Raw genomic sequence first — 14424 nt, forward strand, 5'->3', positions numbered from 1 at the left:
CGATTTGCACCTTCTTGGCGCAAACGTGTGCGGGGTTGTAGATTTTCGTTACATATACATCACATAAATAGGACAGTTTTCAGACTTTTGTTATTGTCGTTACCGTTGATGATTAATAGTCTTGCAACCATTCTAATAAAAGTTTAGCTGCTAGCTAACTGTGTACTAGAGAAGCCATTCCCCACACCCCCGTGGGGATTTTTTTGCCGCCTGCCGCCACCGTCGCCTTCCCTCCACCGTATCACGCCTCCGCAACTGCCCGGCAGCGGCCATATCGCCCGCGTCGCAAAGGGCTAACTAATTGTCGAATTTACTAAAATCTGTTAAATTGATCACAAAATCACGGTGGAGAAACCACGATGAAATTGGCGATATACAGTACTAAACAGTATGACCGTAAATATCTCGAACTGGTGAATCAGCAGTTTGGCTACGAGCTGGAATTCTTCGACTTTTTACTCAGTAAAAAAACCGCCAAAACGGCCGCCGGTTGCAAGGCAGTGTGCCTCTTCGTTAACGACGACGGCAGCCGTGAAGTGCTCGAAGAACTGGCGGCGCTGGGCGTCGAAATTCTCGCCTTGCGCTGTGCCGGTTTTAATAACGTCGATCTGGACGCCGCCCAGGAACTGGGCATCAAAGTGGTGCGCGTGCCGGCCTATTCGCCGGAGGCCGTGGCAGAGCATGCGGTAGGCATGATGATGTGCCTGAACCGCCGTATTCACCGCGCCTATCAACGCACCCGCGACGCCAACTTCTCGCTGGAAGGGCTGATCGGCTTTAACATGCATAACCGCACCGCCGGCGTGATCGGCACCGGTAAAATCGGCATGGCGACGATGCGTATTCTGAAAGGCTTCGGCATGAAGCTGCTGGCCTACGATCCCTTCCCGAGCGAACAGGCGCTGGAACTGGGCGCGGAGTATGTCGATCTGAAAACGCTGTACGCGCAGTCCGACGTGATCACCCTGCACTGCCCGCTGACGCCGGAAAACCACCATCTGCTGAATGCCGATGCCTTCGCGATGATGAAAAACGGCGTGATGGTGATCAACACCAGCCGTGGCGCGCTGATCGACTCCACCGCCGCCATCGACGCGTTGAAGCAGCAGAAAATCGGCGCACTGGGGATGGACGTTTACGAGAACGAACGCGATCTGTTCTTCGAAGACAAGTCGAACGACGTGATTCAGGACGACGTGTTCCGCCGCCTCTCGGCCTGCCACAACGTGCTGTTTACCGGCCATCAGGCCTTCCTGACCGAAGAGGCGCTGACCAGCATTTCGCAAACCACGCTGCAGAACATCAGCCAGCTGGAACGCGGCGAAGCCTGCCCGAACCAGTTGAACGCCTGAGCGTAACCTCGGGGCGCCCTTGCGGCGCCCTGTTTATTTGAGAGAACGCGATGAGAAAAACCACGGCAACCGCCCTTGCGGCGCTGGCCTTAGCGGGGTGCAGCATGAAACCACACACGGCCGTCACGCCAGGCGATCTGTTACATCACAACTTTGTGTTGCAGAGCGTGGATGGCGAAACGGCGAAATCACCGGCGGGTGGCGGCCTGCTCAATCTAGAGTTCGGCGAGAGCCTGCATGTCTCCGGCGCGATGTGCAACCGCTTCTTCGGCCAGGGGCAATTACGCGACGGCGTGCTGACGGTAAAACCGCTGGCCACGACGCGCAGGCTGTGCCCTGATGAACAGCGCAACCGCTGGGATCGGGTGATCGGCAGCGTGCTGGAAAACGGCGCCGAAGTGACGCTAAACGCCCAGCAGCTGACGCTCAACGGCAGCGGCCACACGCTTATCTATACCCTGCGCGATTGGGTGTATTGATCCTGCACGCCAGGCCTGGCGCCGCGGGCTTACCCGGCGCAGCTGCCCAGGCCCAGCGTGCGTTCTTCGCACTGCTTGCCGTTCGGCATTTGGCACATGCGCAGCGCTTCACCGTTCAGGTTGTGCGCGATGGTGGTGACGCCGCCGACCGCCGCGCAGCCGGCGCTGGTCTGCAACGTATTGATTCTGGCACTGTTGCCCTGCTGTACTGGCTCTTCGTTATTGCTGCTGCAGGCGGCTAAAAGCAGCACGGCGCTGGCAAGCAGCCATTTTGATGTCGTCATTATCCCACTCCTGAACCCGGAACTGCGCTGTATAAAATCGCCATTGCTGATAACGCGCGTCACTTGGCGGACACGTTTCGCTATCTTTGATGCAAACTTGTTTAATCTAGCTCGATATATAAATAATGAAAATATATTCCAGCCATTATTTGTCGTTTTTTTGCATCGGCAGGGCATTTATTTTGTTTGCAGAATATTTCCACACCGGCACGCGGTGCCAAACGTGACGGCGCCACCCGCTACCCGGCCCCGGCCGCATGCAGAAAGTGATAACGTCACTGTTGCCGACGGGGAGATTTCTCCCGCAATATCGGCATTCATTATCTTCGCGTGCTTTCAGTATGACGGCGCATTTTTTGCTACCGGAGAGGAGGATATTAGCGTCTATGCTGGCGGCGCTAAGTAATTAGCATTCCACTATTTTCAGTGAATGATGGCTGAGTTCTTCAACCGGCGCGACTTGCTGTCACGCCGGCCTTTTTTCACATTAAAATAACACTCAGTGCACCGAGGCTTTGGACAGTAAATTAATCACCAGCACGCCGGCAATAATTAATCCCATACCGACGATCGCCGGCCAATCCAATTTTTGCTGATAAACGAATACCGCCGCGACCGACACCAGCACGATGCCCATGCCCGACCAGATCGCATATACGATGCCCAGCGGCATGCTCTTGACCACCATCGACAGCCCCCAAAATGCCACGCCGTAGCCCAGCACCACCAGCAGCGACGGCCACAGGCGGGTAAAGCCTTCGGAGGCTTTCAACATGGTGGTGGCGATCACTTCCGCGACTATCGCCATCGTCAAATACATAAATGCGCTCATGGTTTTCTTCTTCAATTTGCCGATGCGCAATTATGACGTGCCGGAAATAAATTGTCTTTAAACAGTGAAAACAATTATTGCCGCCGGCCCCCAATCGGCGAGGAAATACGACTTTGACGATTTATCACCCGCCACACAAACACGATAAAGCCGCGTTCAAACCCTCTGTTAGACTTTTTTCCATTACTGCGGAAGTGCGCTTTCGCGGCTTTGTGAGCAATGAAAAGGTAACGTCGATGATAACTACAGATGGTAATAATGCAGTCGCCTCCGTGGCCTATCGCACCAACGAAGTGATTGCCATCTACCCTATCACGCCGAGTTCCACCATGGCGGAACAGGCGGATGCCTGGTCCGGCGATGGCCGGCAAAACATCTGGGGCGACATCCCCCGGGTGGTGGAAATGCAGTCGGAAGGCGGCGCGATCGCCACCGTGCACGGCGCCTTGCAAACCGGCGCGCTGTCGACCTCGTTCACTTCATCGCAGGGCCTGCTGTTGATGATCCCGACGCTGTACAAACTGGCCGGCGAGCTGACGCCGTTTGTGCTGCACGTCGCCGCGCGTACCGTAGCCACGCACGCGCTGTCTATCTTCGGCGACCATTCGGACGTGATGGCGGTGCGCCAGACCGGCTGCGCTATGCTGTGCGCCGGCAGCGTGCAGGAAGCGCAGGACTTCGCGCTGATCTCGCAGACCGCCACCCTCAACGCACGCGTGCCGTTTATCCATTTCTTCGACGGCTTCCGCACCTCGCACGAAATCAACAAGATCGTGCCGCTCAGCGACGATACGCTGCGGCAAATGCTGCCACAGGCGGCGATCGACGCTCACCGCAGCCGAGCGCTGTCGCCGGATCATCCGGTGGTGCGCGGCACTTCCGCCAACCCGGACACCTATTTCCAATCGCGCGAAGCCACCAACCCGTGGTATGACGCCACCGGCCGGCACGTGATCGACGCCATGGCGGCCTTCGCCGCCCTTACCGGCCGCCACTATCGGCCGTTCGACTATTACGGCCACCCGCAGGCCGAGCGCGTGGTGGTGGTGATGGGGTCCGCCGCCGGCACCTGCGAAGAGGTGATCGACACCCTGCAGGCCCGCGGCGAGAAAGTCGGCGTCCTGAAGGTGCGGCTGTTCCGGCCGTTTTCCGCCCAGTATCTGCTCGACGCCCTGCCGGACAGCGTGCGCAGCGTCGCGGTGCTCGATCGCACCAAAGAGCCGGGCGCGCTGGCCGAACCGCTGTATCTGGACGTGATGACCGCGCTGGCGGAAGCCTACAGCCGGGGTGAGCGCGCCACGCTGCCGCGGGTGATCGGCGGCCGTTACGGCCTGTCGTCGAAAGAGTTCGGCCCGGACTGCGCGCTGGCGGTGTTCCGCGAGCTGGCCCAGCCGCAGCCGCGTCCGCGCTTTACCGTCGGCATCTTCGATGATGTCACCGGGCTTTCGCTGCCGCTGAGCGACGAAATCCTGCCACAGCGCGCCTCGCTGGAAGCGCTGTTCTACGGTTTGGGCAGCGACGGCTCGGTCTCGGCCACCAAGAACAACATCAAAATCATCGGCAACGCCACGCCGCTGTATGCCCAGGGCTATTTCGTCTACGACTCCAAAAAGGCCGGCGGCCTGACGGTGTCGCACCTGCGCGTCAGCGAGCAGCCGATCAACTCGGCCTACCTGGTCAGCCGCGCGGACTTCGTCGGCTGCCACCAGCTGCAATTTATCGATAAGTACCAAATGGTTGAACGCCTGAAGCCAGGCGGCACCTTCCTGCTCAATACCCCTTACGGCGCCGACGAGGTCTGGTCGCGCCTGCCGCAGGAGGTCCAGGCGCTGTTGCACCAACGCCAGGCGCGTTTCTATATCATCAACGCCGCCAAGCTGGCGCGCGAATGCCGGCTCGGCGCGCGCATCAACACCGTCATGCAGATGGCGTTTTTCCACCTGACGCAGATCCTGCCGAGTGACGTGGCGCTGCAACAGCTGCAGGACGCCATCGCCCGCAGCTACAGCAGCAAGGGCCAGGAGATCGTCGAGCGCAACTGGCAGGCGCTGGGTGCCACCCGCGCCGCGCTGACCGAGATCCCGCTGCAGCCGGTCGACGCCAGCAGCCCGATGCGCCCGCCGGTGGTCTCGGACGCCGCGCCGGACTTCGTCAAAACCGTCACCGCCGCGATGCTCGCCGGGCTGGGCGATGCGCTGCCGGTTTCCGCCTTCCCGCCGGACGGCACCTGGCCGGTGGGCACCACCCAATGGGAAAAGCGCAACATCGCCGAAGAGATCCCGGTCTGGCAGCCCGACCTGTGCACCCAGTGCAACCACTGCGTCGCCGCCTGCCCGCACTCCGCCATTCGCGCCAAGGTGGTTCAGCCGGCGGAGATGGAACACGCCCCCGCCTCCCTGCAATCACTGGATGTCAAAGCGCGCGATATGCGCGGCCAGAAATACGTGCTGCAGGTAGCGCCGGAAGATTGCACCGGCTGTAACCTGTGCGTTGAGGTCTGCCCGGCGAAAGATCGCCAGAACCCGGAGATCAAGGCCATCAACATGGCTTCGCGCCTCGATAATCTGACGGCGGAGAAAGACAACTACGACTTCTTCCTGCAGCTGCCGGAAATCGATCCGGCGCAGCTGGAGCGCATCGACATTCGCACTTCGCAGCTGATCACACCGCTGTTCGAGTATTCCGGCGCCTGTTCCGGCTGCGGCGAAACGCCGTACATCAAGCTGTTGACCCAGCTCTATGGCGACCGTTTGCTGATCGCCAACGCCACCGGCTGTTCGTCGATCTACGGCGGCAACCTGCCGACCACGCCGTACACCACCAACGCCGAAGGGCGCGGGCCGGCGTGGGCCAACTCGCTGTTCGAAGACAACGCCGAATTTGGCCTGGGCTTCCGCCTGACGGTCGATCAACATCGCGCGCGGGTGCTGCGCCTGCTGAATTCGCTGGCGCCGCAGCTGCCGGATCGGTTGGTCAATGCCCTGCAGATGGAGGATGTGGCGCCGGAGCCGCGCCGTAAGCAGATCGCCGAACTGCGCGCGCTGCTGGCGAGTCTCGAAGGCGCAGACGCACGCCAGCTGGCGGCCGACGCCGACTACCTGGTGGATAAATCCATCTGGCTCATCGGCGGTGACGGTTGGGCCTACGACATCGGCTTCGGCGGTTTGGATCACGTGCTCAGCCTGACGGAAAACGTCAACGTGCTGGTGCTCGACACCCAGTGTTACTCCAACACCGGCGGCCAGCAGTCGAAGGCCACGCCGCTCGGCGCGGTGACCAAGTTCGGTGAACACGGCAAGCGCAAGGCGCGCAAAGATTTGGGCGTCAGCATGATGATGTACGGCCATGTCTACGTCGCGCAGATCTCGCTGGGAGCGCAGCTTAACCAAACGGTGAAAGCGATTCAGGAGGCCGAAGCCTATCCGGGCCCGTCGCTGATCATCGCCTACAGCCCGTGCGAAGAGCACGGCTACGATCTGGCGTTCAGCCACGATCAGATGAAACAGCTGACCGCCACCGGCTTCTGGCCGCTGTACCGCTTCGATCCGCGCCGTAGCGCCGAGGGCAAGGCCGCATTGGCGCTGGACTCCCGGCCACCGAACAGCAGCCTGTCGGAAACGCTGCTGAAAGAACAGCGTTTCCGCCGCCTGAACTCGCAGCAGCCGGAAGTGGCCAGCGCGCTGTATCAGGCCGCTGAGAAAGAGCTGAAGGAGAAATACGACTTCCTCAGCCTGCTGGCCGGCAAGCCGGAAAAATCCGCCACTGAGTAATCCCCTTCAGGGCGCGAGCGATTCGCGCCCTGTTCTCTTACCGCCCGTGAAACGTTAACAACAAAACTTACTTATCAACAAATAATCAACAGTGATGGTTATCGTTTTCAAGAATTGACATTCTGAATGCTAATATTTAACCAAAACGGCAATAAGCATAAAAATGCGAGCTGTGCCCCTTAATTTTTGTGTTGATGGCGTGTATACTCCCTGCCGCTGAATACTGACGATAAAAAATAATCATGATACGAAAATTACTTTCTTTCGCCGGGGGGTGGCGTAAAGGCACAGCAGAAGAATATAGAGCATGTTACAACCTTTATGGCGGCAGTTTTGTCACTCATCCTGACGTTTTAAACTTCATGCAACGTCAGTTAAATCTGCGTCATAAGTACTACGTCATGCACGCCCCCAATGGTGCGCTCCTCGGTGGTTTCTGCACCAATGCTAATAAAGAAATCGCCATCGTTGGCCGAGCTTCTAAAAAAATCGGCATCGATAGCTTCATGTTCAATAAAGACGAAATGATTTTACCGATCAATCGTCGGATTAAAACGCTTATTCCCTATCGGTCTAAAATCCTTTCTTCCATCAATGGCCATTCCGTTATTAACTCAACGTTTTCGCTGAATAGTCAAAGAGAGATATGCCTCGCAAAAACCTGCGGCAAGGGCGGCTATTCATCATCGACCAAGAACAGCAGAAACCGCGAATTAAAAAAATTCCTAAATTCCGGAGGCGATGTCGTGGATCAGGCGCTATTAACGCCGAACCAGCTAGCGGACATTTATTTGGAGCTGTTTGAGAGGCGTTGGGGAGTCAAACCCGATAACAAGCAACAAATGGTTGATATGATTACGTCGCTGCGTGACATGATATTCGGCTATGTGTTGTTTTATAACGGCCAGCCCTGTGCATTCCAGTTCATAACCAGGGCGGACAGCCCCAAATGGATTTGCTTTGACTATGTCAACGGGGGGTATGATCGCGAACAGGATGGTTTTTGTCCTGGAACCATCGTCACCTGGTTAAACGTGCGGGCCGCCTATGAGCTATGCGAGCGAGAAGGTAAGGAAATGCGCTATTCCTTCGGCAAACCAACGGCGCCGTATAAAGACCGCTGGTGCGAGCGCGCACCGCTGGGACGCACGCTGGCGGTGTAAACCGCCAGCCGTTTTTAGCTCTGCACGCCCCTGCCCCAAACGTTATTCCGCTCCTGCAGTCTCCGTCTGGACGAATCTGTCGCTAAAACCTGCTGGCATTCCTGCGCGCAATCCGTACCATACAGGCCTCGCGTCGGGCGCGTGGAAGCTGGATGATGAATAATGATCAAAATTGGCCGGTTGAATGGTAAACTCGCGGTCTACAACGCCATGCCCCTAGTGCCCCCCATTGAGAATGAGCACGATTTAAATGTCAGAAAAGCAATCCGTTAGCCAAAAAGAGCAGTACAACCTGAATAAATTGCAAAAGCGCCTGCGCCGCAACGTGGGCGAAGCGATCGCCGATTTCAATATGATTGAAGAAGGCGACCGCATCATGGTCTGCCTGTCCGGCGGTAAAGACAGCTACACCATGCTTGAGATCCTGCGCAACCTGCAGCAGAGCGCGCCGATTAACTTCTCGTTAGTCGCGGTGAATCTCGATCAGAAACAGCCCGGCTTCCCGGAGCATATTCTACCCGCCTACCTGGAAAGCCTGGGGGTGGAGTACAAGATCGTCGAAGAGAACACCTACAGCATCGTCAAAGACAAGATCCCGGAAGGCAAAACCACCTGTTCACTGTGCTCGCGCCTGCGCCGCGGCATTCTGTACCGCACCGCCACCGAACTGGGTGCCACCAAGATAGCGCTGGGCCACCACCGCGACGACATTTTGCAAACGCTGTTCCTCAACATGTTCTACGGCGGCAAGATGAAAGGCATGCCGCCCAAGCTGATGAGCGACGACGGCAAACACGTGGTCATTCGCCCGCTGGCCTATTGCCGCGAGAAAGACATCGAGCGTTTCTCGATCGCCAAAGCCTTCCCGATCATTCCGTGCAACCTGTGCGGCTCGCAGCCTAATTTGCAGCGCCAGGTGATCGGCGACATGCTGCGCGACTGGGACAAGCGTTACCCTGGCCGATTGGAAACCATGTTCAGCGCCATGCAAAACGTGGTGCCTTCGCACCTGAGCGATATCAATCTGTTCGATTTCAAAGGCATTCACCACGGTAGCGCCGTGGTGGACGGCGGCGATTTGGCCTTCGATCGCGAAGACATCCCGATGCAACCGGTCGGTTGGCAGCCGGAAGACTCGGACGACGCGGTGCCAGCGCCAGAGCGGTTGAACGTGCTGGAAATCAAATAAGCCCCTCTCGCCGCTTGCCCTCTGCAAGCGGCGACATTCCCCGCTCTCGACGATCTCGATCCTGTTCACAGTTTGCGCAAAATTTACTGGGCAGTGCCGTTTTTACCCTATACTGTTTATTTATACAGTCAATTGGAGAGCGCGCAATGAATATTACCCCCTGCCTGTCCCACGTCTCGCTAGGCTCCAACGATTTCGAGGCCGCCGCGGCCTTTTACGATCGTGCGCTGGCCGCCTTGGGTTGCCGACGCGTGTTGGAACATCCCGGCGCCATCGGTTACGGCCGCGACTACCCGGAGTTTTGGCTGCAGGTGCCGATTGACGGCCTGCCTGCCTCCCCCGGCAACGGCACGCACGTCGGCTTTTTCGCGACCAGCAAGCAACAGGTGGATGAATTCCATCGGCAGGCGCTGCTGGCCGGCGCCGTCGATGAAGGCGCGCCCGGTTCGCGGCCGCACTACGGTGAGGCTTACTACGGCTGCTTTGTTCGGGATTTGGATGGGCACAAGATTGAAGCCAGCTTCTGGGATGAAAGCGCGGCCTGAAGAAGTGGGCAAGCCGAATAAAAAAATGCCGGTGATTAAACCGGCATTGTACGAATCAAATGTGCTATGCAGTAATTCAAAAATAAGAAAGTAAGACAATTATGGAGCGCAACGCCCATCGCTTGACGTTGCATTCACCTGCGAGAGAGATCATGCCCCATTTCCCCCGGCTAAATGTTGATATTGCTCAATGTTAACCGGGTTTTCGTCATTTTTGCCTACAGCCAGCGGCTGCGCTTCAGCCACCAGGCGACGCCGCCCACCAGGGCCAGCAGCATCAGGCAAAAGGTGACGAAACCAAACGGTGCACTGTTGCCCGGAATGCCGCCGAGGTTGACCCCAAACAGCCCGGTCAGGAAGGTGGTAGGTAAGAATACCATTGCTAATAATGACATGGTGTAAGTGCGGCGGTTCATCGCGTCGGCCATCACCGTGGTAATTTCGTCGGACAAGATGGCGGTGCGTGCGATGCTGCCGTCCAGATCGTCCAATCCCCGCCCCAGGCGATCGGCGATGTCCTGCATGCGGCGGCGATCGTCGTCGCTCATCCACGGCAGGCGATCGCTGGCCAGCCGAGCGAAGACGTCGCGCTGCGGCGCCATGTAACGGCGCAGCACGATCAGCTGTTTACGGATCAACGCCAGCTGGCCGCGCTCCGGCACCTGCTGCTCCAGCAAGGCGTCCTCCAGATCGATAATCTTGTCGTGCAGATCCTCGATAAATTCACTGGTGTGATCGGTCAACGCATCGGAAATCTCCACCAGCCAGCTACCGCTGTTGGTCGGCCCGGCGCCGCTCTGCAGATCGTTCACCACCTGATCGATGGAATACACCTTGCGGTGCCGGGTGGAGATAATCAGTTTATCGGTGATGTACACGCGGATGGTGACCAGCTGATCCGGCCGGGAGTTGGCGTTGAAGTTAATGCTGCGCAGAGTGATCATGGTGCCTTCACCCTGGCGGCTGACGCGCGGCCGTGAGCTTTCGCCTGAGAGCGCCTCACGCACCGAGTCCGGCAGCAGCGGCGTGGTGCTCAGCCATTCGGCGCTGGCTGGGTGCGCATAATCGAGATGCAGCCAGCACGGCGCGTCGCAGGTGATCTTGTCATCCTGCTCGATCGGCGTTACGCCCCCCCTTGCCGTCCAGCTGATAAGCATAAACCGCATCAGCGACCTGCAGCTCGCTCCCCTCAATCACATCCATTCATTTATCCCCTCAGTCTTGCTTATGTTGCTGAGTCTAGCGTTAACACCTTGGAGATCAAAGGCCAAGCTGTAACGCCAGTTTTCACGCCGGGCTAAAAGCGTGCTCTATACTTCAGGCGAAGCCACATTTGCGAACGGGTGAGGAACGACGATGGCGGGAAGCAGTGAATCAGGCGCAAGACATTTTGCATTGAACCTGGCTGTGCTGCGGCGCCTGTTCTGTACCATGGCGGCCCTGCTGCTGTTCGCCAGCCAACCGCTGCGCGCGGAGCCGGCGCTGGAACGCATGTCCAACCCTTTACGGGTCGCGACGCCCGGCGGCAATTTTTCTTACTATGTCGCCCATGAGCACAGCGCCCAGCCGCGTAACGCACTGGTGGTGATGCACGGTCATCCGCGCGACGCCGTTAAAACGCTGCAATCGGCGATCGACGCCGCGCAGGCGGCAGGAGCGGGAGGCGATACTTTACTGGCCGCCCCGCTGTTCCAGGTGCCGGAAAAACTCGCCGTCCACTGCCATTCCGCCGGTCTGCCCCAGCCGCAAGACGGCGACGCCCTGTGGCGCTGCGGCTCCTGGATCGAGGGCGGTTTGGATAATGCCGGGAAGACAGGTTCGTTCAACGCCATGGATAACCTGCTGGCCGATATGAAACGGCGCTGGCCGTCGCTGCAGACGATAACCGTGGCCGGTTTCTCTGCCGGCGCCCAGTTCGTGCAACATTATGTCGGCTTTGCCCATCCGCCAGGCGGGGTGCGGCTGCGCTATGTGGTGGCCGATCCCGGCAGCTGGCTCTATTTTGATCATCTGCGCCCCCAACCAATAAACGGGGGGAGCTGTGGCAGTGAAACAGCCTGCCGCTTCCATTGGCAAACGCTGAACGCCGGCCAGTGCCCACAGGCCAACCGGTGGAAATACGGCCTGGAATCGCTTCCCGCTCACCTGCATCGCACTGCCGATGCGGCACGCCGGCGCTATGCCGCTGCGGATATCTCCTACCTGGCCGCCGCCGATGATACCGGCACCGCGCCGTGCGCCTACTATCGGATACTCGACAAATCCTGCGCTGCCCAGCTGCAGGGCCCCTATCGATTGCAACGTGCCCTGGCCTATGCCGACTATGACCGGCGTTATCTGGCGCCGGATAAGCCGCATCGGTTAACGATCGTTCCCGGCTGCGGGCACAACGTCGCCTGCGTCTTTCCCGCCCCGGCGGCCAGGCAGGCGCTTTTCCCCATTAATGCAGACTAATAATAACGGCAATGAAATAAACCTTTGCCGACAAATCAGGCAATATCGCCGATAAAACGCTGGCAATGCCGTTATTATTATGACTTAACATATTGCTATCATTTTTAATTCAAAATGATAATAATAAATCAACACAAAGCTGTTTCAGCGCAAATTTTAGGGGCATATACTTTTCTCACTACGAGGAGGTAGTTATGTTACGCGACCATTTAAAAATAAACGCCAGCGATACGCTGGAAAAAATCAGTAATATCCATTTGCAAAACCAGGGCCAGGAAGAGATCAGTGAGTTTGTGGTGAAGAACGCCGCCGGCCTGCAGATTGGCAAGGTCTCCGTCCACGATCGTTTCAGCACCCGACGCTCGTACCCCACCAGCTACCGCATCACCCAGACCGACATGAGCGGCCGCGTGGTGGTGGATGCCATGCGGGACTGTCTATAAGCGTAACCTCTCTCTGAAATAACGAAATAATCATGTGATGATGGCAACCCTGTTTATTATTAAACGGGGTTTATCGCGTGGGAAAATTAATTACCTTCTTCGTTGCATCGTCGATAAAATAAAGCCCCCGCATTAGGCGGGGGCGATAAATAAATCGACTCAGTGTTTGATGATATACATCGTCTGGCTGTAGGCCACGTCTTCAGGGTTGGTGATCGGATAGCCTTTTACCCACGGTTTGATCAGGCGGCCGTTGGTGTACTGGTAAATCGGCGCGATCGGCGCCTGGTCGGCAATGATCTGCTCCATCTTGTTGTAATCGGCGGTCACCGCCGCAGGATTGGTTTCCCGCCCCGCCTGCGCCAGCAGCTTGTCGTAGTCCGCGTTCTTGAACTTGGCGATGTTGCCGCTGTGGGTCGAGGTCAGCAGCGACAGGAAGGTCGACGCTTCGTTATAGTCACCCACCCAGGAGGCGCGGATCACGTCGAAATTGCCGGTGTTGCGGCTGTCGATATAGGTTTTCCACTCCTGGTTTTGCAGCTTGACGTCAATGCCGAGCTTCTTCTTCCACATCGAGGCCACGGCGATGGCGATCTTCTGGTGGCTTTCCGAGGTGTTATAAAGCAACGTCAGCTTCAGCGGGTTGTTCGGGCCGTAGCCGGCCGCCTGCAGCAACGCCTTGGCCTGCGCGTCCAGCTCCGCCTGCGATTGCTGTTGCAGCAAACTCGCCTCCGGTTTGAAGCCGGCGGTCACGTCCGGCGTGAAGTGATAGGCCGGTTTTTCGCCGGTGCCCAGCACTTTTTCCGCGATAATCTTGCGATCGATGGCGTAGGACAAGGCCTGGCGCACCCGCACGTCGTTAGTCGGCGCGCGCTGGGTGTTGAACGCGTAGTAATAGGTGCCGAGCTGATCCGGTGTGTACACCTGCCCCGGAATGTCTTTCAGCAGCTTCTGATACATGTTTTTCGGGAAGGATTCGGTGATATCGATGTCACCCGCCAGGTAACGCTTGGTAGCGTTGGATTCCTGGTTGATGGGTACGAAGGTCACTTTGGTCAGCACGGTATGCGCATGATCCCAGTAATGATCGTTAGGCGTCAGCACCAGCTTCTCGTTCACCACCCGCTCCTGCAGTTTGAACGCGCCGTTGCCCACCAGATTGCCGACCTTGGTCCAGTCGTTGCCGTATTTTTCCACCACCGCCTTATTCACCGGGAACAGGCTGAAGTTGGCCGTCAGGCTGACGAAATAAGGCACCGGCTTGTCCAGCTGCACTTTGAGGGTGTAGTCGTCCGGCGCCGACACACCCAAACGCTCGGCCGGTAATTTGCCGCTGATGATCTGCTCGGCGTTCTGGATCCCCGCCAGCTGCGCGAACCAGGCGAACGGCGACAGGTTTTTCGGCTCTACCAGCCGCTGCCAGCTGTAGACGAAATCCTTCGCCGTGACAGGGTCACCGTTTGACCACCGCGCGTCTTTACGCAGATGGAAAATGTAAGTCTGATTGTCGCTGGTCTGCCAGCGCGTGGCGACGCCGGGGATCACTTTCCCGTTGGCGTCCTGATTGACCAGCCCTTCGAACAGATCGCGCGCCAGCTGGGCCTCCGGCAGGCCAACCGCTTTGATCGGATCGAGCGAGGCCGGTTCGTCTTTAATGTGGCGCACGATTTCCTGTTTGGCCGCCAGCGCGGTGCCCGGGGGAACCTGCGCCGCCATGGCGCTGCTCATACAGGCGCCGATCGCCGCCGCGCAAAGCGCCAAACGAAAACCTCGTTGCATTTTTCTTCCCGTCATTATGATGTTCCCCCGTTAACCATCTGAATTTTTTATCATATAGCACAAGATCCGTCCGGCCTAGCGCTCACGGCCGAGAAGTTGCAAAAAGTGGGATTCAGGCGATAAAAAAACCCGTG

At 57.9% G+C, this 14424-nt stretch carries 11 protein-coding genes and 1 pseudogene; 8 read left to right on the top strand and 4 right to left on the bottom strand.

Features of this window, described 5'->3' with window-relative positions; all coding sequences use genetic code 11:
- Positions 1-359 precede the first annotated feature (359 nt).
- Positions 360-1352: a 2-hydroxyacid dehydrogenase gene (locus C3F38_RS15385; protein WP_055316978.1), complete on the top strand. Its 993-nt coding sequence runs from the start codon at positions 360-362 to the stop codon at positions 1350-1352.
- A 50-nt stretch (positions 1353-1402) separates the two neighbouring features.
- On the top strand, positions 1403-1831 hold the full coding sequence (gene hslJ, locus C3F38_RS15390) for a heat shock protein HslJ (RefSeq protein WP_038880335.1): 429 nt from the start codon (positions 1403-1405) through the stop codon (positions 1829-1831).
- Positions 1832-1860: 29 nt separating this feature from the next.
- Here hslJ and C3F38_RS15395 read toward each other — a convergent pair whose 3' ends face one another.
- The gene (locus tag C3F38_RS15395) at positions 1861-2115 is read right to left on the bottom strand and encodes a DUF333 domain-containing protein (protein WP_015377999.1); all 255 of its coding nucleotides are present in this window, start codon (positions 2113-2115) and stop codon (positions 1861-1863) included.
- Positions 2116-2614: 499 nt separating this feature from the next.
- Positions 2615-2947, bottom strand: a complete 333-nt coding sequence (ssmE, locus tag C3F38_RS15400) for a multidrug efflux SMR transporter SsmE (protein WP_004930487.1) — start codon at positions 2945-2947, stop codon at positions 2615-2617.
- 236 nt (positions 2948-3183) lie between these two features.
- Between ssmE and nifJ the strand changes: the two genes are divergently transcribed.
- The 4 genes from nifJ to C3F38_RS15420 all read left to right on the top strand — a co-directional run bounded on the left by nifJ (position 3184) and on the right by C3F38_RS15420 (position 9614).
- Positions 3184-6717 (top strand): pyruvate:ferredoxin (flavodoxin) oxidoreductase, encoded by a 3534-nt coding sequence (gene nifJ / locus C3F38_RS15405; RefSeq protein ID WP_055316977.1) that lies wholly within the window; start codon positions 3184-3186, stop codon positions 6715-6717.
- Between the two features lie 242 nt (positions 6718-6959).
- Positions 6960-7880, top strand: coding sequence for a GNAT family N-acetyltransferase (locus tag C3F38_RS15410; RefSeq protein ID WP_038880339.1), 921 nt, complete (start codon positions 6960-6962; stop codon positions 7878-7880).
- A gap of 250 nt (positions 7881-8130) precedes the next feature.
- Positions 8131-9069: a tRNA 2-thiocytidine(32) synthetase TtcA gene (ttcA, locus tag C3F38_RS15415; RefSeq protein WP_049198275.1), complete on the top strand. Its 939-nt coding sequence runs from the start codon at positions 8131-8133 to the stop codon at positions 9067-9069.
- Between the two features lie 146 nt (positions 9070-9215).
- On the top strand, positions 9216-9614 hold the full coding sequence (locus C3F38_RS15420) for a VOC family protein (RefSeq protein ID WP_038880343.1): 399 nt from the start codon (positions 9216-9218) through the stop codon (positions 9612-9614).
- Positions 9615-9832: 218 nt separating this feature from the next.
- On the opposite strand, the pseudogene zntB reads toward C3F38_RS15420, so the two are convergent.
- Positions 9833-10817, bottom strand: a pseudogene (zntB, locus tag C3F38_RS15425) (zinc transporter ZntB).
- A gap of 228 nt (positions 10818-11045) precedes the next feature.
- On the opposite strand from zntB, the gene C3F38_RS15430 reads away from it, so the two are divergent.
- Both C3F38_RS15430 and C3F38_RS15435 read left to right on the top strand, forming a co-directional pair.
- The gene (locus tag C3F38_RS15430; RefSeq protein ID WP_055316994.1) at positions 11046-12068 is read left to right on the top strand and encodes a hypothetical protein; all 1023 of its coding nucleotides are present in this window, start codon (positions 11046-11048) and stop codon (positions 12066-12068) included.
- Between the two features lie 194 nt (positions 12069-12262).
- A complete protein-coding gene (locus C3F38_RS15435) occupies positions 12263-12511 on the top strand; it encodes a hypothetical protein (RefSeq protein WP_004930507.1) in 249 nt (82 codons plus the stop codon).
- Between the two features lie 159 nt (positions 12512-12670).
- On the opposite strand, the gene C3F38_RS15440 is transcribed toward C3F38_RS15435, so the two are convergent.
- Entirely contained in the window at positions 12671-14305 is a 1635-nt protein-coding gene (locus C3F38_RS15440) for an ABC transporter substrate-binding protein (protein WP_038880347.1), read from the bottom strand.
- Positions 14306-14424 lie beyond the last annotated feature (119 nt).

The sequence above is a fragment of the Serratia sp. SSNIH1 genome (genome assembly GCF_002935055.1).
Taxonomy (GTDB): Bacteria; Pseudomonadota; Gammaproteobacteria; order Enterobacterales; family Enterobacteriaceae; genus Serratia; species Serratia nevei.